General features: G+C 60.9%; 14 protein-coding genes. 9 read left to right on the top strand and 5 right to left on the bottom strand.

Features of this window, described 5'->3' with window-relative positions:
* Positions 1 to 6 precede the first annotated feature (6 nt).
* The 7 genes from flgL to Cth01_RS19815 all read left to right on the top strand — a co-directional run bounded on the left by flgL (position 7) and on the right by Cth01_RS19815 (position 9,201).
* Complete coding sequence (flgL, locus tag Cth01_RS19845) at positions 7 to 1,221, top strand: flagellar hook-associated protein FlgL (RefSeq protein WP_034353107.1); 1,215 nt, start codon at positions 7 to 9, stop codon at positions 1,219 to 1,221.
* Positions 1,222 to 1,276: 55 nt separating this feature from the next.
* Positions 1,277 to 2,545, top strand: a complete 1,269-nt coding sequence (locus Cth01_RS19840; protein ID WP_045840169.1) for an HDOD domain-containing protein — start codon at positions 1,277 to 1,279, stop codon at positions 2,543 to 2,545.
* A 184-nt stretch (positions 2,546 to 2,729) separates the two neighbouring features.
* On the top strand, positions 2,730 to 3,911 hold the full coding sequence (gene flhB, locus Cth01_RS19835) for a flagellar biosynthesis protein FlhB (RefSeq protein WP_012836855.1): 1,182 nt from the start codon (positions 2,730 to 2,732) through the stop codon (positions 3,909 to 3,911).
* Positions 3,911 to 6,013, top strand: a complete 2,103-nt coding sequence (gene flhA, locus Cth01_RS19830; RefSeq protein WP_045840168.1) for a flagellar biosynthesis protein FlhA — start codon at positions 3,911 to 3,913, stop codon at positions 6,011 to 6,013. The genes flhB and flhA overlap by 1 nt, the downstream gene beginning before the upstream one ends.
* Positions 6,010 to 7,626 (top strand): flagellar biosynthesis GTPase FlhF, encoded by a 1,617-nt coding sequence (flhF, locus tag Cth01_RS19825; protein WP_045840167.1) that lies wholly within the window; start codon positions 6,010 to 6,012, stop codon positions 7,624 to 7,626. Before flhA ends, flhF begins: the two co-directional genes overlap by 4 nt.
* Positions 7,619 to 8,476 carry a hypothetical protein gene (locus Cth01_RS19820; RefSeq protein WP_045840166.1) on the top strand — a complete coding sequence of 286 codons (858 nt, stop codon included), beginning with the start codon at positions 7,619 to 7,621 and terminating at the stop codon, positions 8,474 to 8,476. The genes flhF and Cth01_RS19820 overlap by 8 nt, the downstream gene beginning before the upstream one ends.
* A 5-nt stretch (positions 8,477 to 8,481) precedes the next feature.
* Entirely contained in the window at positions 8,482 to 9,201 is a 720-nt protein-coding gene (locus Cth01_RS19815; RefSeq protein WP_003059180.1) for an RNA polymerase sigma factor FliA, read from the top strand.
* 253 nt (positions 9,202 to 9,454) lie between these two features.
* Here Cth01_RS19815 and Cth01_RS19810 read toward each other — a convergent pair whose 3' ends face one another.
* From Cth01_RS19810 to Cth01_RS19790, 5 genes are all read right to left on the bottom strand, one after another.
* Positions 9,455 to 9,754, bottom strand: coding sequence for a flagellar protein FliT (locus Cth01_RS19810; RefSeq protein ID WP_003059178.1), 300 nt, complete (start codon positions 9,752 to 9,754; stop codon positions 9,455 to 9,457).
* Between the two features lie 3 nt (positions 9,755 to 9,757).
* Entirely contained in the window at positions 9,758 to 10,171 is a 414-nt protein-coding gene (gene fliS / locus Cth01_RS19805; RefSeq protein ID WP_012836860.1) for a flagellar export chaperone FliS, read from the bottom strand.
* A 93-nt stretch (positions 10,172 to 10,264) separates the two neighbouring features.
* The gene (fliD, locus tag Cth01_RS19800; protein ID WP_045840165.1) at positions 10,265 to 11,680 is read right to left on the bottom strand and encodes a flagellar filament capping protein FliD; all 1,416 of its coding nucleotides are present in this window, start codon (positions 11,678 to 11,680) and stop codon (positions 10,265 to 10,267) included.
* A 155-nt stretch (positions 11,681 to 11,835) separates the two neighbouring features.
* A complete protein-coding gene (locus Cth01_RS19795; protein ID WP_045840164.1) occupies positions 11,836 to 13,440 on the bottom strand; it encodes a flagellin N-terminal helical domain-containing protein in 1,605 nt (534 codons plus the stop codon).
* A 294-nt stretch (positions 13,441 to 13,734) separates the two neighbouring features.
* On the bottom strand, positions 13,735 to 15,225 hold the full coding sequence (locus tag Cth01_RS19790; protein ID WP_045840163.1) for a flagellin N-terminal helical domain-containing protein: 1,491 nt from the start codon (positions 15,223 to 15,225) through the stop codon (positions 13,735 to 13,737).
* Between the two features lie 381 nt (positions 15,226 to 15,606).
* Between Cth01_RS19790 and motA the strand changes: the two genes are divergently transcribed.
* Both motA and motB read left to right on the top strand, forming a co-directional pair.
* Positions 15,607 to 16,467 (top strand): flagellar motor stator protein MotA, encoded by an 861-nt coding sequence (gene motA / locus Cth01_RS19785; RefSeq protein WP_003059167.1) that lies wholly within the window; start codon positions 15,607 to 15,609, stop codon positions 16,465 to 16,467.
* Positions 16,468 to 16,509: 42 nt separating this feature from the next.
* The gene (motB, locus tag Cth01_RS19780; RefSeq protein WP_034378032.1) at positions 16,510 to 17,577 is read left to right on the top strand and encodes a flagellar motor protein MotB; all 1,068 of its coding nucleotides are present in this window, start codon (positions 16,510 to 16,512) and stop codon (positions 17,575 to 17,577) included.
* Positions 17,578 to 17,607 lie beyond the last annotated feature (30 nt).

Here is a 17,607-nt window from a genome sequence, read left to right as displayed (position 1 = left end):
ACAGGCATGAGCATCAACCGCATTGGCACGGCCAATATGTATGACAGCACCATCAACAACCTGGGCTCGCGTCAGAGCAGCCTGGTGGACCTGATGGAGAAGACCACGGCGGGCAAGCGCGTGCTGCGCGCCAGCGACGACCCCGTGGCGGCGGCCCAGGCCGAGCGCGCACGCACCCGCATCACCCGCTCTGAAAATGACCAGCGTGTGCTCGGTGCCCAGCGCGATGTGATTGCCCAGGGCGAGTCCGAGCTGGGCAAGGCTCATGGTGCTTTGCAGGATTTTCGTGATCTGGTGGTGCAGGCCGGCAACGGTTCGTATGACCAGGTGGCACGCGATGCGCTGGTCCAGCAGATGCAAAGCCTGCGCGATCAGATTCTCGGCTATGCCAATGCCAAGGACTCCAACGGCTTGCCGATTTTCCGCGGGCTGGGCAGTCCCGATACGCCGCTGCAAAGCACGCCTCCGGGCTCGAGCAGCCAGCTCAACCCCGGCCAGAGCACTGGCAGCGACAACGGCCTGCCCATCTCTCTGGATGGTCATGCGGCCTGGTTGAACGTGCCCACCGGCAACGGAGTGTTTGTGGTGAATGGCGCTGCCTCCAATTCCGGCAAGGCCTGGGCGGATGTGGGATCGGTCACCGACCCGAGCAAGGTCACCGGCGATAGCTACACCCTGGTATTCACCAAGGATCCGACTACCGGTGAGGTCAGCTACGAGATCAACTCCAGCTCGGCCACGGCGACCAATCCCGTGGTTCCGTCCACGCCCTACAAGGAAGGGCAGGCGATTACCGTCGGTGGTCAGCAGATCAGCATCAAGGGTACTCCGGCCGACGGCGACAGCTTCACCATGTCTCCAAGCACACGTACCGATATTTTCAGCGTGCTGGATCAGGCCATTGCCACGGTCAAGGGCGGCACGGGGGGATCGACCGCATTGCAGCAGGGTCTTGGGCGCGCCTTGAGCGAACTGGATTCGGGCATGAACAGGGTGCAGGCCATGCGCAGCTATGCCGGCGACCAGCTCAAACGTGCAGACGGCCTGGAGTCCGATATGAAGGATCAGGCATTGACGCAGGAAGGAGCCCGTTCACGTGCCGAAGATATCGATATGATCACGGCGCTGTCGCAAGTGGATACGCAGAAGGTGGGCTTGCAGGCCGCCCTGCAGTCCTATGCACAGATGCAGAAGCTTTCGCTGTTCAACTACATCGGCTGATTCCAGCGGGCTCTGTCCGTCTTGATGTCTCGTCGTCTACCTGTCCAAATCCTCCATGACCCAGTCTGCCCTCAGCTCTTTGACTCTTGGTTATCGGCCGCTCTGGGGACGTACGCGACGCCTGGCAGGGATTCAGCTCTATGTCCACGAAGACTCGGGCTCCTCTGCCGACATGGCGCATTTCCTGCGCACGGTGGACGAGATCTGGAGCCGTCAGGCCCCGCCGCTCTTGATATCGCCGCAGTCCCGCCAGGTTCTGTGCAATCTTCTTGAACATGCACCTCAGAGCAGTCCCTGGATAGAGGTGCGCGGCGACTGGCTGCAGCAGGATGAAGGTATCTACGAGCTGGTGCAGAAGGCCAAGGCACGCGGGCTGATGCTGGTCTGGGGCGGGTCGCTGGCCGATGTGCCCGATGCCGATGCTGCACGCTGCTTTGCCAGCAGCCTGCTGAGCCTGCCGCCAGAAGGTGCCGCTGGATTGCCCAATGCCGTGCGTTCCAGCCAGCCGGCAAAAGATGCGGACAAGGAGACTGCCTCGGGCTTTTTTGCCAGCCCGCCGCTCAATTTGCTCGACGGTCAGATGTACCAGAGCCTGCAGAGCCTGGAGCTGGCGCGCTCCTGTCTCGACGAGCATGAGGCGGCCGCCGTGGCCGGCTGGCCCGTGGCAGACACCATGCAGGCCTTTCGGCTGCAACAGCCCCAGCCCTCGCGCGATGCGCTCTTCAGGCTCATGAAGGCCATCGACAAGGAACAGTCCCTGGATGTGATGGAGGAGATCCTGGGCTCGGACCCGGTGCTGGCCTATCGCTTTTTGCTCTATACCAACTCGGCTGCACTGGGCCTGCGTCGCGGCGTGGACTCGCTGCGCCGCGGGCTGGTGATGCTGGGGCTGGGCACGCTGGAGCGCTGGCTGGCCGACCAGCTGCCCCATGCCTGTACCGAACAGGACCTGGTGCCGCTGCGCACGCAGGTCGTGCTGCGCGCCAGGCTGGCCGAGCAGCTGATCGAGGCCGGAGTGAGCCTGGACCTGCAGCGTGAGATGTACTTGTGCAGCCTGTTCTCGCAGCTGGATTTGCTGCTGCATGAGCCGGTGGCCACCATCTTGCGACGCACGCCGCTGAACGAGCGCATTTTCGATGCCATCGTCACGCGCTCCGGTCCTTATGCGGCCGTGCTGCAGATGAGCCAGGCTCTGGAGAGCCGGGACCCGGCGCCCATCCGGCAGCTGCGCGAGCAGGAGGAGTGGGAGGCCGAAGACCTCAACCGGATGCTGCTGCGCATGCTCAGCGAACTCAAGCTGGGCATGCCGCAAGCCCAGGCCTGAGTGTCTGGGTGAAAATTCGCTAAAAACAGGCTCTACCTCTTGATAGGAAAGCGCAGGAAGCTATCAAATTGATGGATGCGTTGTGCGGCAGAGTCGTGCATAAGCAGGGCTTGGCTGCCGCTTATCCGCGCATTGCCTGGGCGCCGGATTCGGACAATTGGGATATCCAATCCGTCCGTGCGCCATGTCCGAATCCCAAGACAAAAACCTGCCCGCCACCGAACGCAAGCTGCAGAAGACGCGTGAAGACGGCCAGGGTGCGCGCTCGCGCGATCTGTCGCATCTGGCCATTCTGGGGACGGGCGCATTGCTAATGCTGATGGGCACGCAGCCCATGATCAATCATCTGCGCGAGGCCATGGCCCGGCAGCTGGTGTTCAACGCGGCGGCGGCCAAGACTCCTGCGCTGATGCTGGAGCGCTTTCAGTCCATGCTGGTACTGGGTCTGGGCATTGCCGTGATCTTTGCCCTGGTGACCACCACGGCCTCGGTGCTGTCCGGCGTGGCTGCCGGTGGCTGGATCTTCAGCTTCAAGCCCATTCAGCCGCGCTTTGGCAAACTCAACCCCTTGTCGGGTCTCAAGAATCTGTTTTCCAAGCAGCAGCTGACCACGGTGGTCAAGATGGTGTTCATGACCATCGTGCTGGGCTTTGTAGCCTGGAAGTACATGAGTGCCAATATTGCCGAGATTGCGTCGGTTTCGGCCCAGCCATCGCCCATGGCGCTTACCATGGTCGGCTCCTGGTTGACCACGGGCATCACCTTGCTGCTGATCGTGGTGCTGCTGGTTGCCCTGATCGATGTGCCGCTGCAGGACTTTCTCTTCAAGTCACGGCTCAAGATGAGTCATGAGGAGGTCAAGCAGGAGCACAAGGAGTCCGAAGGCAATCCGCAGCTCAAGGGCAAGATCCGCCAGAAACAGCGCGAGATTGCCGACCGGGCCAGCGTCTCGGCCGTGCCGAAAGCCGACTTTGTGGTCACCAATCCCACCCACTATGCCGTGGCGCTGCGCTATGACGACGCCTCCATGGCCGCTCCCCAGGTCATTGCCAAGGGCACGGATCTGGTGGCACTCAAGATTCGCGAAATCGCGGGCGCGCACCAGATACCGGTGCTGGAGTCGCCCATGCTGGCGCGTGCACTCTATGCGCATGCCGATCTGGATCAGGCCATTCCTGCCGCGCTCTACACCGCGGTGGCCCAGGTGCTGGCCTATGTCTATCGTCTCAAGGCTGCACTGAGCGGCCAGGGTCCCATGCCCGATGCCCTGGGCGAGCCCCCCGTGCCCGTGGAGCTGGATCCGCACCGTGGCCGCACCCAGCCTGCGGCGGTCGATGCTGCTGCGCAGCAAGAAGGTAATCTGTGATGTCGTCGAATCCTCTGCAACTGTTCCAGAAGTGGTCTGGCTCCAATGCCGGCGCCCTGCAAGGGATCACTGCTCCCATTCTGGTGGTGGCCATTCTGGGTCTGATGGTGTTGCCTGTGCCTCCATGGCTGCTGGACACCTTCTTCACCCTCAACATTGCCGTGGCGCTGATGGTGATGATGGTGGCGGCCTACATGATCAAGCCGCTGGACTTCGCGGCATTCCCTTCGGTGCTGCTGCTGACCACGCTGATGCGTCTGTCGCTCAACGTGGCATCGACGCGCGTGGTGCTGATGGAGGGCCACACCGGCCCCGGCGCCGCGGGTGCGGTGATCGAGGCCTTCGGCCACTTCCTGATCGGCGGCAACTTCGCCGTGGGTCTGATCGTGTTCAGCATTCTGGTGGTCATCAACTTCGTGGTGATTACCAAGGGTGCCGAGCGCATTGCCGAAGTCTCGGCTCGCTTCACGCTGGACGCAATGCCCGGCAAGCAGATGGCCGTGGACGCCGATCTGAACGCCGGCCTGATCGACGAGAAGGAAGCCAAGCGCCGGCGTGCCGAAGTGGGCGAGGAAGCCAACTTCTTCGGCTCCATGGACGGTGCCAGCAAGTTTGTGCGTGGCGACGCGATTGCCGGCATTTTGATTCTGGTGATCAACGTCATCGGCGGCCTGATCATCGGCATGGCCCAGCACGGCCTGTCCGCGGGTCAGGCGGCCGACAGCTACATCCTGCTGGCCGTGGGTGACGCGCTGGTGGCGCAGATTCCAGGCCTGCTGATCTCCGTGGCATCGGCCATGGTGATCTCGCGCGTGGGCAAGGAATCCGATATGGGTCGCCAGATCGTGCAGCAGCTGTTCATGTCGCCCAAGGTGCTGGGTATCACTGCCGGCGTGATGATCTTGCTGGGTCTGATTCCCGGCATGCCGCATCTGGTGTTCATCAGCATGGGCGCCTTGCTGGGCTGGGGTGCCTGGATGCTGGACAAGAGGGAAAAAGCCCGTCTGGCCGCCCAAAGCAGTGCCCCGGCGCCCCAGCAGCAGGCTGCGCAAAATGATGGCGAAGCGACCTGGGACGATCTGCAGCCTGTGGACTTGCTGGGTCTGGAGCTGGGCTATCGCCTGATCGCGCTGGTGGACAAGAGCCGCCAGGGCGACCTGCTGACGCGTATCAAGGGCGTGCGCCGCAAGTTCGCGCAGGAAGTCGGCTTTCTGCCGCCGGCCGTGCATGTGCGCGACAACCTGGAACTCAAGCCCAGCGCCTATCGTATGACGCTGCGCGGCGTCATGGTGGGCGAGGGCGAAGCCTTCCCAGGCATGTTCCTGGCCATCAACCCCGGCGGCATCACCACGCCGCTGATCGGCACGGCCACGACCGATCCGGCCTTTGGTCTGCCCGCGCACTGGATCGACGAGCGGCAAAAGGAAGCGGCACAAATGGCCGGTTTTACCGTCGTTGATTCGGAAACCGTGATGGCGACGCATTTGTCACACTTGATGCAAGTGCACGCGGCCAAGCTGTTGTCTCGTACCGAGACACAGCAGCTCGTTGACCATGTGGCCAAGCTGGCCCCCAAACTCATCGAAGAAGTCATCCCGAAAATGGTGCCCATCACAACGTTCCAGAAAGTGCTCCAGCTGCTGCTGGAGGACTCTGTGCACATTCGTGATATCCGCACCATCATCGAGACGCTGGCCGAAAACGCCACGCAGACGGCAGACCCGGTGGAGCTGGCGCGTCGCGTGCGCATTGCACTGTCGCCTGCCATCGTGCAGCAGATCTACGGTCCGACCCGCGAGCTCAATGTGATTGCCATCGAGCCCGGCCTGGAGCGTCTGCTGGTGCAGGCACTGTCGAACCCCAATGCGCCATCGCTGGACCCCGGCGTGGCTGAAATCCTCACACAAAAAGCGGTCGATGTGGCCAACCAACAGGAAGAGCTGGGCCTGCCCGCCTGCCTGCTGGTGCCGGACGCGATCCGCAACTCTCTTGCCAAGCTGCTGCGCCGTGTGGCGCCGCGTCTGCAGGTGCTCGCGCACAGCGAGATTCCCGAGACGCACACCATCCGCATCGGCCCGATTCTTAAAGGTGCATCCGCATGAATATCAAACGCTTTTACGCCCCGACCGCCCGCGAGGCCCTGGCCAAGGCGCGCATGGTTTTTGGCGACGGCACCCTGATTCTCTCCAACCGCCAGACGCCGGACGGAGTGGAAGTCATGGCCACGGCCGAAGAGACACTGCAGGACATGGATGCCGGCATGCAGGCCGGTTCGCCCCTGCAAAAGGCGCTGGAGCGCCGCGCCAGCGACGAAGGCATGAGCAGCCTGCGCAAAGAGCATTCGCCTCTGGCTCCCGCTGCAGCCAGGCGCAGCCAGGGCGGTGAAACCATGAGTACGCTGGAGCATGTGCAGGCGCGCCAGACGGCCAAGGAAGAGCAGGCCCGCGAGATGCAGGTCCAGGCCAAGCCCGTCAAGGCCATCAATGAACTGGCCCGGCATTCCGTGCAGGACGATGTGGAACAGCTGTCCATGAGCACGCTGACCTTCCAGGACTATGTGCGTGAACGCATGCTGCGCCGTCGCCATGAGTCGTCGCTGGACAGCAGCGAAGCTCTGCCCACTTTTGCCCAGCGCGTGCAGGAGCGCAATAACGAGCGCCCCGCCATGGCAGCCAAGTCCCAGGCGGCCAGCGCCGCGGTGTCTCGCCACAATCCTCTGCGCCCCGAGAAGATTCAGCTCAAGGAAAGCGCCAGGCCCGCAGCCGTCGCTGCCCCTCAGAACTTCATGCAGGAGATGCAGTCCATGAAGGATCTGATCGAGGAGCGCTTCAATACGCTGACCTGGCTGGGCCAGACGCGTCAGAACCCGATCCAGTCCAGCCTGATGCACAAGCTCATCCGCGCCGGATACTCGCCCGCGCTTGCACGTGCGCTGATCGAGAAGCTGCCGGAGACGCTCTCCGCAGGCGACGCCGTGCGCTGGCTGATGCAGGTGCTGGAGCGCAATCTGCGCACCGATGCTGCCCAGCCCGCCATCTACGAGCAGGGCGGGGTGTTTGCCCTGGTCGGCGCGACCGGCGTGGGCAAGACCACGACCACGGCCAAGCTGGCGGCGCTGTGCGCGGCCAAGCACGGTCCCGCATCCGTGGGCCTGATCACGCTGGATACCTACCGTATCGGCGGTCATGACCAGCTGCGCACCTATGCCCGCATGTTGGGCATGGTGGCCCATCAGGCCCATGACAAGGCTGCGCTGCAGGACCTGCTTGGCCTGCTGCAAAGCAAGAAGATGGTGCTGATCGACACGACCGGCGTGGCCCCGCGTGATCCGCGCAAGGACGAGATCATGGATGTGTTGGCCATTGAGGGCGTTCAGCAGTTGCTGGCCGTCAATGCGGCTGCACAGGGCGATGCACAGGACGATGTCATGCAGGCCTTCAAGGCGCGTGGCTCGCAACACGCCATCCTCACCAAGGTCGATGAAGCCGTGAAGGTCGGTCCCTCGGTGGATACGCTGATTCGTCATCAGATCCAGCTATGCGGCGTGACCAATGGTCAGCGCGTGCCCGAAGACTTCGAGCGCGCCAATGCGCAGTTGCTGGTCTCGGCCTCCATGCGCTCGGCTGCCAAGTCGGCGTTTGATCCCCAGTCGCTGGATCTGGACTTCTTCTTTACCCCTTCGTCCGCCAGCGGCGCAGAGGCCGCCCATGCTTGAGCGTCGCTCGCCTCTGCATCAGGGCATGGCTCTGCATATGAGCGATGCCAGCACCGCCGGCTTGCGCGTGCTGGCCGTGCTGCACAGTGCATCAGGTGCGGTTGCCGAGCAGGCCGTGCTGTGGCCGCTGTGCGCCCAGCTGCAGCGCCTGGGCCAGAAGGTGCTGGTGCTTGATGGCAGCCAGGCCGAATCCTTTCACACGCCAGGTCTGGCCCAGTTGCTGGCGCAGCATGCCTGGCAGGCCCAGGCGGGACTGCGCGCAAGCGTCGGCGACGCCCAGTCAGTGGCCAGCCTGCCGGCGCGGCAGGGTCTCAAGCAGCTCAAGGCATCCGCCGACGAGATGGGGCTGGACATGCTGACGGCCCTGCAAGCCTATGTGCGCGGCTACACCACCGTGATCATCTATGCGAGCAGCGAAACCTTGACGCCGATGCTGCAAGGTCAGGGCCTGCAGCCGCTGCTGGTCGTGCCGCCCGATTCCGAGCACCTGATCGAAAGCTACCGCCAGCTCAAGCATCTGGCCGTGTTTGCCGGCGTTGAATGCACGATTGCAGCGCTGGAAGCGCCGCTGACAGCAGACGGCCCACAGAAATACGACTGGAGCCGCAAGCAGAGCAGCTCGCAGACGGCCCAGCAAAACGCTCAGACACGCTTGCAGCGTCTGAATGCGCTGCTACAGTGTTCGCAGCGCCACCTGGGCGATGCCCCGGTGCTCATGCGCCTGCGCTGGCGCCAGGCCAGCGATCTGCATCAGCTCACGCTGCACATGCTCAAGACGGCCTGCATCTTGCCCATGCATGCCCAGCCCACGGCGGCTGCCGCACCTGAATCCCTTGTCTGGAGCCATTGACTGCCATGTACACCGCCAAAGGCCAACTCGACCGCGACGCGCTGATTCGTCAGCATGTGCCGCTTGTGCGTCGGATTGCCTTGCACATGATCGCCAAACTGCCACCGAACGTCGAGCTGGATGATTTGATCCAGGTCGGCATGATCGGTCTGGCCGAAGCGCTGTCGCGCTTCGAGAGCGAGCAAGGCGTGCAATTCGACACCTTCGCCAGCCAGCGCATCCGTGGCGCCATGCTGGACGAACTGCGCGAAGGCGACTGGATGAGCCGCAGTTCGCGCAAAAGCCAGAAGGAAATAGAGCAGGCGCTCAACCGCCTGGAACAGCGCCTGGGCCGGCCCCCGCTGGAGTCGGAAATCGCGGCCGAGCTGGGCATGGCCCTGGACGACTATCAGTCCCTGCTGGGCAAGGTACGCGGCACGCAGCTGGTCTATCTCGAGGACATCGGCGGCGGTGACGGCGACGATGGCGACGACTATCTGGAGCGGCATGTGGCCGACTCGGGTGCCGATCCCTTTGCCCTGCTGCGCGACCAGCGCATGCGCTCCGCGTTGGTAGAGGCTATCAAGGCCCTGCCGGAGCGTGAGCAATATGTGATGGGCATGTACTATGAGCACGATATGAACCTCAAGGAAATCGCCGCCGTGCTTGGCGTGACCGAATCGCGGGTCTGCCAGCTGCACAGCCAGGCCATCGCCCGCCTGCGCACCAAGATGCGCTCGCATTGATCACTGAAACGGCTCGCCGGGAGCGGGCCGTTCACCACAACAGAAGCCGCCGCGCTGGCAGATTGCATCTGCCCACGCGGCGGCTTTGCTTTTGTGCTGCAGCCTGGCTGGGTTCTGGTGCTTCGCTATCGATAGTTTGTGATGTTCTACGGCATTTGGTTCATGGATGTCTTTATCGATCACCTGTCGTCGCTGCAAGCAAAAAGCCCTGTTGCATCTCTGCAGCAGGGCTTTGGCTTGAGTGGCTTTGCAATCAGTGCATCACATGCGGCTGACCGTCGAACATATGCTCGAAACTTGCCAACCAGGGCTCGGCCAGCACGCGAATCTGGGCATCGTTGCGCAAGATGCGCTGCATGATGCGCGCCTTTTCCTTGCGCAGTTCGGGCGCCAGCTTTTCGTCACGCGAGCGAAAGCGCAGTTGCTCGATCAGCACGGCACAAGTGCCCTCATAGCGCGCAACACCATCCCAGTCCTTGGCCTGGGCGGCCTGCAGCATCTTGGCGCTGCTTTCCTCTATGGCGCGGTAGAAGTCGATCAATGTGTGCTCCATTTTTTAAGCAGCAGCGGGTGCTGGTGCATTGGTTATTTCATTCCAGCCCTGTGCCACCGTGCTCACAAGGCCTGCGACTTCATCGACCATGCTTGCATCGTTGCGGGCATTGGCCAAGGTCAACCGGGTGGTGCAGTACTCATAGAGCGAGGCCAGGTTGCCAGCCAGCTCGCCCCCTTTTTCGCGGTCCAGCGCGCCCAGCAGGCCTTCCTGCAGAATGCGCACCGCCTTGCCGATATGGCGCACTTTCTCATTGATATCGCCGCGCTCGATCGCACCGCGTGCTGCATTGATGGACGCAAGCAGGCCATCAAACAGCATCTTGATCAACTGCTGAGGCGATGCGCTGTCCACCATGGATTGCACACCCACCTGACGGTAAGCCGACATTGCGCGCGCATTGGCTGGGGAAAACATCACAAAACTCCTTTATTGCAGTTTCTCAAATTACTGTTTTGCTTATCGGCCGACTCAGGGGGCAATTAAGTCCTTTCTGCAGGCTTCAATAGCTTAGCTGCTGGACTTGTTCCATGCGGCTACTTGCTGGGCGACATAGGTATCCAGGGCTTTCAGGCTGGCCATCTGCGTATCCAGACGTGAATACTGCGCGCGCACGCGCGCTTCATAGGCCGTCACACGTGCGCTCTGGCGTTCCTGATCGGCCGTATTGCGCTTGAGCGCATTCTTGAGCGTCTCGTCCTTGGTCGAGAAGGTGCCGCCAGTGGCCAGCAGACCGCTTGTGAAATCCTTCATGCGCACTGCCAGGCCGTCCTGGCTGGCATCGGCAACGTCTGCGGTGAAGAACTTGGACATGCTCTCCGGGTCCTTGAGGGTCTTGTCCAGCTTGGTGTCGTCAATCTTGAGCGTACCGTCTGCCTGAAAGGCAATGCCCATCTGAGACAGGCTGTTGAACTCACCACCTTCTCCCCCTGGACCGGAGAGCAAGCGACGCAGCGCAGACTGCAGATTGATGGCGGTTGAATCGCCTTGCAAGGTGCCAGCCGTCTTGCTGTCCTTGTCATAGGCGGTCATGGTCTTCAGGGCGCTGCTGAGTGCGTTATAGGACTCCACCAGATTTTTCAGCGCTGTTTTGGCCGTCGCTGTGTCATTGGCAATGGTGATGCGCACCGGAGCAGCATCTTTCGCTGACTTTTGCGCTACTGTCAGCGTCACACCCGCCGCCACCTCTTCAAACACATTGGTGTGCGAGGCCATGTCGATGCCGTTGATCTTGGCCAGAGTGTCCTGCGCCTCAACGGAACGTTTCATGGTCCCGTCGGTGCCGTTGTAAGCAAATTGCTGCAGCCCGGCGCCTTCGGCCTCCACCGAGAAGGCCGAGTTCACGCCTGTGGTCTTGGATTGCAGCACCAGGCGTTCGCCCGTGTGGTCCTTGAGCACGGTGGCGCTGACATCGCCCTTGGCGGCATTGATCTTGGCAGCAATCTTAGCCAGAGAGTCATCTTCTGCAGCGATTTCCACGCTGAAGCTCACATTCTTGCCGTCCTTGGTATTGGGTGTCAGTCCATTGGCACCATAGGTCCCCATGGAAATGGTCAGCTTGCCTGGTCCTAGAGTGGTGCCGCTGGCCACCAGGCCGGAGCCAATGGTCTGGCCTGCCGCCATCTGCGACACTTCAACGTCATAAGTGGCTTGCACGGCGCTGGATGTTGCCGTACCTGTCACTTGGGCAGAGTTGGAAGAGGTCAGCGTATTGCCCAGCCAGGTCGCAGGCTTGGTCAGCTTGTCGATCTGGTCCTGCAGATTGGAGATTTGTGACTTGAGCTGGCTAAAGGCCGAGATCTGGGTATTGATGCCGGTGGCCTTGGTCTGCAGCGCGGCGATGGGCTTTGACTCCAGAGCCACCAGTTGCGAAACAATGGTTTCGACTTCCAGGCCGCTGCCAATACCGATTGAGCTGATTGCCATACAAAACTCCCTCTGCGCAGAACAGCAGGTATGTGGTACGCCTGGTCTGCGTCATTGAACAAACGGCGCCTTTGCGCCGTCTTTATGGACAGTACTACGCATTGTGTTTCGGCAACCCGAAACAGAACTTGAGTACGAAATGCCAGATGCCGTTATCAGCCTTGCAGCAGCTTGAGCACTTGCTGTGGCAGCTGGTTGGCCTGTGCGACCATGGCCGTGCCGGCCTGCTGCAGAATCTGTGTCCGGCTCAGGTTGGCGGTTTCGGTTGCGAAGTCGGCATCCATGATGCGGCTGCGAGAGGCAGAGAGATTTTCCGAGTTGACGCTTAGATTTTCCACTGTGGTTTCAAAACGGCTTTGCACTGCGCCCAGCGTGGCTCGTGCGCCATTGACCGCCTTCAAGGCCGCGTCCATCGCCAGGATGGCGTTATCTGCGTATTCCGCATCCAGCACATTGAGGTCAGAGAAGCCACTCTTTCCTGACTCTGCGCCCGCGAATCCGCGTGTTCCGCCAATATGTTGAGGACTGGACTCGTTGGTGGTGCCAACCGACAGGCCGGTTGCCGCTGCGATGGCGGCGGCATCCGTGGCAGGAGTGGTTTGGGGATTGGGAAGACCAATCGCCACGTCACCGGAGGCGGAAGTCAGCGACAGCGCGCCATTCACGATCGATGCCTGCACCTTTGGAGTGGTACTGGCGGAATTGATCTGGCTCACGAGGTCATTGATGCGGTTGCTTGCGCTTTCCTGTGCGGGCAAGTTCAATTTCACACCATTGATCTGCACGCTTGCTGGAGGCATGCCGCCCGAGGTGACATTCTTTGCTGCATTAACACTCAGTGTCGCATTGCCCAGAGTCGGGCCTGCAGACAGCGATGGCGTGACCACGGCACTGGCGGTCGTGTTGTTGACGATCTCAATCTTGCCGTTGACCACACTCACGGATACCGCGTTGGCGCCCAGACCATTGGGGGCGGCTGTGTTTAGTGCCGTCTGAATGCTGGTCGCCAAAGTATCTTTGGCTGTAGCGATTTGAGCGGCTGTTGCTGGAGGCGCAGCGACGGCGGCAACTGCAGGCACGTTGACTGCTGTACCGCCATTGATGGTGAGCGTGAAGGCGTCGTAGGAGCCGTCGGTGGCGGGCTCGTTCAGGTGCCAGCTGGTTTTTGCTGGGACTGTCACGGCCGTGTTGCTGCCGGAGATGCTCGATCCGGTCAGCTTCGAGGGAACTGCCACGCTGTCCCAGGTGCCCAGCGCATCCACATTGGCATTCACAATCGAGGAAATATCGATGGTCTGACCTTGATTGGCGCCGACTTGAAAGGCCATATTGGTAAACGAGCCATCGAGCAGATTGGTGCCGTTAAAGCTGGTTTGTTGGGCGACTCGGGTCACTTCGGCTTTGAGCTGCTGTACTTCCACATCCAGAGCTGCACGGTCTTCCGCCGAGTTGGTGGCATTACGAGCCTGCACAGCCAGTTCGCGAATGCGTTGCAGATTGCTGCCCAGAGAGCCCAACGCGCCTTCAGCGGTCTGTGCCAGGGAAATGCCATCATTGGCATTGCGCATGGCAACCGTGAGGCCGCGCACCTGGGTGGTCATGCGCTCGGAAATGGCCAGACCGGCTGCATCATCCTTGGCGCTGTTGATGCGCAAGCCCGAGGACAGGCGCTGCATGGAGGTAGCCAGCTGGCTTTGGGATGAGCTCAGATTGCGTTGCGCATTGAGCGACTGGATATTGGTATTGATGATGGCTGCCATGGCGTGTGCTCCTGTTTCAAGCCAGTAAACCGGCGACGTACTAGCCGTTTTCACGACCAGCGACGGCGCTGGCCCACGTGACCGGAAACACGGACGAAGTCTGGTATTCCGGGTACGAGGATTGTTGGAGCAAGCCATGCAGGACATAAGACCGATAAGAGGCCTAAAGTCCTGCCATTTTTACAATTGACGGTTACATATAGGGTGCTGCAGGACAACAAAAAGACCTCCCGAGGGAGGCCTGGAATGGCGCTGACTGCACCGGCGCATGGCTGGCGCAGCTGCTTGACGCAATTAACGCAGCAGGGACAGCACGCCCTGGGGCAGCTGGTTGGCCTGGGCCACCATCGCCGTGCCGGCTTGCTGCAGAATCTGCGAGCGGCTCAGATTGGCGGTTTCTGCAGCGAAGTCTGCATCGGTAATGCGGGACTTGGAGGCCGACAGGTTCTCGCTGTTCACGCTCAGGTTGGAGACCACCGATTCAAAGCGGTTCTGGATGGCACCCAGGTCGGCGCGTGCGGAGTTCACTGCCTTGAGAGCGGCGTCCATGGCCAGGATGGTGTCATCCGCACCTTCGGCGGTAGCCACAGAGATATCCTTGAAGCCTGTCTGGGCGGTGCCGGCGACCACTTTCGTTGTACCTGCAGTCAAACCTGTTCCGGTATTAGCAGCGGTACCACCGATAACAATGTCGGCATCAGACTTCAGTACTAGGCGATTGTTTTCAATCGATGCCTTTACTGAGCCATCTTTAAATTCCGTGTTGATTGCAGTGGCAAGCTGATTTGCACGATCAGCATCGCTATATGCGGCGTCAACAGTGATGTTTTTTCCATTAACTGTCAGTGCACCTGAAGCAATAGCACCGTAATTGTTTCCGGCGCCAACCGTCACATTTGTGACAGGAAGCTTGGCATCATTTGTTGTGCTGATCGTATAAGAATTTAAGGACGCGTTGTTGAAAGTCACGCCTGTTGCCGTAGCAGTCACTTGCAGACCGGAGAAACCTGCTGCATCAATTGCTGTTTTGACATTGGTTGCAAATGCAGCCTGAACCTGAGCTGCTGTGCGGCTTGCCTGAGGATCGAGGCCTTTGACCTCAAGCTCTTTGCCGCCGAAATTCAAAGTAAAGCCATCAATTGCACCAGCGAGTTCGCCTGCAGTGTATGTGGGTGCTCCGAATGTGATGGAACCAGTTGTTCCTGGTGTTGCAGTACCTCCCATGGACGCAGCGGAAACGACCGATGCAGGCTTGTCGGCACTAGTCCATGAACCCAGTTGGCTAATCTGTGAGTTCTGGATGCTATCGATATTAATGCGCTGGCCCTGGTTGGCGCCAACTTGGAAAGCCTGGGATGTGAAGGAGCCATCCAGCAGCTTGGTGCCGTTGAACGAGGTGTCGGTGGCAACGCGGTCGATTTCGCTCTTGAGCTGATCCACTTCCTTTTGCAGGGCCGCACGGTCTTCGGTGGAGTTGGTGGCATTGCGCGATTGCACCGCCAGTTCACGGATACGCTGCAGGTTGCCGCCGATGGTGCTCAGTGCTCCTTCAGCCGTCTGGGCCAGCGAAACGCCGTCATTGGCGTTGCGCTGTGCCTGGTTCAGGCCGCGAACCTGGGCGCTCATGCGCTCGGCAATGGCCAGGCCGGCTGCATCGTCCTTGGCGCTATTGATGCGCAGACCCGAGGACAAGCGCTGCATGGAGGTCGACAGCGAAGATTGCGAAGCGCCCAGATTGCGCTGTGCGTTGAGCGACTGGATATTGGTGTTGATGGTCATTGCCATGATGCGAACTCCTTGATGCAATCAAAACGTCGCCGCCACAGTGACCTGAATATTCAGGGTGGGCGGCGGCGGCAGCCCAATCCAGCACCCCAGCCTGCAGTTCCTTATGTTTTGCTGCTGTGGCTCGCTGGTGACAGGGCTTTGTTTCCCTGTTGAAGCTGTTATCGGAGCCATTCCGCAAAAACTTTAGAGAGTTCTGCAAATATTTTTCGGGATGTAACAAATGCAGGGGCTTTGCTTTGCTTGCATGCCGCCGGAGCCTTCACGTCGCTGCTTGGCTCGGAATTACCCTACATAACGACGGCTAGCTGCCGATCTAGCTTCCAAACGCCCAGCTTTTTGCACCTATGGCGGGGCTTCTGCAACTTCACAATCGGCACCATGCTTGTTCTCATCGGTTATATCGTCGCCTTCGGCTGCATCTTCGGCATGTATGTGCTGCACGGCGGCAGCGTGGGCGTTCTTGTCAAGGCGCTGCCGTTCGAGATGGTGACCATTGGCGGTGGCGCCCTGGGCGCTTTCATCGTCAGCAACCAGCCCAAGGTGCTCAAGGCCACGGCCAAGGCGATCCCTTCGGCGCTCAAGCCCTCGCGCTATAACAAGGCGCGCTATATGGAGGTGATGGCGCTTCTGTACGAGCTGCTGCAGAAGGCGCGCAAGGAAGGCCTGATGTCGATTGAGTCCGATGTGGAAGATCCGCAGTCCTCGACGGTGTTTCAGAACTATCCGCAGCTGATGGCCGACCACCATGTCGTCGAGTTCCTGACCGACTACCTGCGCATGATGGTCTCGGGCAATCTCAACTCGCACGAGATCGAGGCGCTGATGGATAGCGAAATCGAAGCCCATCATGCCGAGGCCCACGCGCCGGTAATGGCACTGAATCGTCTGGCGGGCGCTTTGCCTGCCTTCGGCATTATTGCGGCCGTGCTGGGTGTGGTGAATACCATGGCTTTCGTGGGGCAGCCACCGGCAGTGCTGGGCGGCATGATTGCCTCGGCCCTGGTGGGTACCTTCCTCGGGATCTTGCTGGCCTATGCGCTGGTGGAGCCCATGGCGGCCCTGCTGGAGCAGCGTGCCCAGGATGCGGCCAAGGAGTTCGAGTGCATCAAGGCGACGCTTTTGGCCAGCATGCAGGGCTACAACCCGGGCACGGCCATCGAGTTCGGCCGCAAGGTGCTGTTCTCCACCGAGCGTCCAGGCTTTCTGGAGCTGGAGTCGCACGTCAAGGGTAAGAAGTGATGAGTGCCCGCTTTCGCCAGGATCTAGTGATGGAGTGCAGCCATGGCTGACAAGAAGCTGCAGCCCATCATCATCAAGCGCGTCAAGAAGACCGCCCATGCCCACCATGGCGGCGCCTGGAAGATTGCCTATGCCGACTTCGTGACGGCGATGATGGCCTTCTTTTTGCTGATGTGGCTGCTGGGCTCGACCGCTCAGGGCGAGCTGCAGGGGATTGCCGCGTATTTCAATTCGCCGCTGAAGGTGGCCATGTCGGGCGGCAGCGGCGCGGGCAACAGCTCCAGCATCGTGCCGGGTGGCGGCAACGACCTCTCCAAGGTGCACGGCCAGGTGCGCCGCTCCGAGTCCGAAGACAATGCCAACCGCCGCTCCAGCCAGGCCATGGGCCGGGCCGATGAGTCCGCACGCGACGCACAGCGCCTGCATGCGCTCAAGGCCAAGGTGGACAGCATGATTGCCAATAATGCGCGCCTGAACGAGTTCCGCTCGCAGATTCGCACGGAGATCACGCATGACGGCCTGATGATTCAGATCGTCGACGACCAGAACCGCCCCATGTTCGATAGCGGCAGTGCCGTGGTCAAGCCCTATATGCGCGACATCCTGCGCGAGATAGGTGCGGCCATGGGCAATGCGGAAAATCGCATAAGTCTCTCGGGCCACACCGATGCTGCGCCTTATGGCAATGCCGATCGCGGCTATAGCAACTGGGAGCTGTCGGCCGACCGCGCCAACGCCTCGCGCCGCGAGCTGGTGGCAGCCGGCATGCCGCTGGACAAGCTGGCACGCGTAGTGGGCATGTCCAGCAGCGACCTGCTGCTGCCCGAGGAGCCGCGTGCCGCGCAGAATCGCCGCATCACGATTACCGTGCTGACCAAGGAGGCCGAGCGCCGTGTGCTGGGCAATGACAAGGAGCGCAGCACGGAGCAGGTGACCAGTGCCGAGGAGGCTGCCAGCACGATCAACCAACCCAAGGCCCGGCGCGCAGTACTTAGCGCTGCCGACAAGCAGTCTCTGGATGCCAAGGAAGAGTTTGTTGTAACAAACCCTGAAGTTGCCACGGAGACTGTCGAAAAGCCTGACAATGCACGTCCAATGCCGGGAGGTTGACAAATTGTTACCATCACGGCTGAAAACTTG

Source organism: Comamonas thiooxydans (assembly GCF_000964545.1).
In the GTDB taxonomy this organism is placed as follows: domain Bacteria; phylum Pseudomonadota; class Gammaproteobacteria; order Burkholderiales; family Burkholderiaceae_C; genus Comamonas; species Comamonas thiooxydans.
This window is presented reverse-complemented; position numbering and strand designations above follow the sequence as displayed.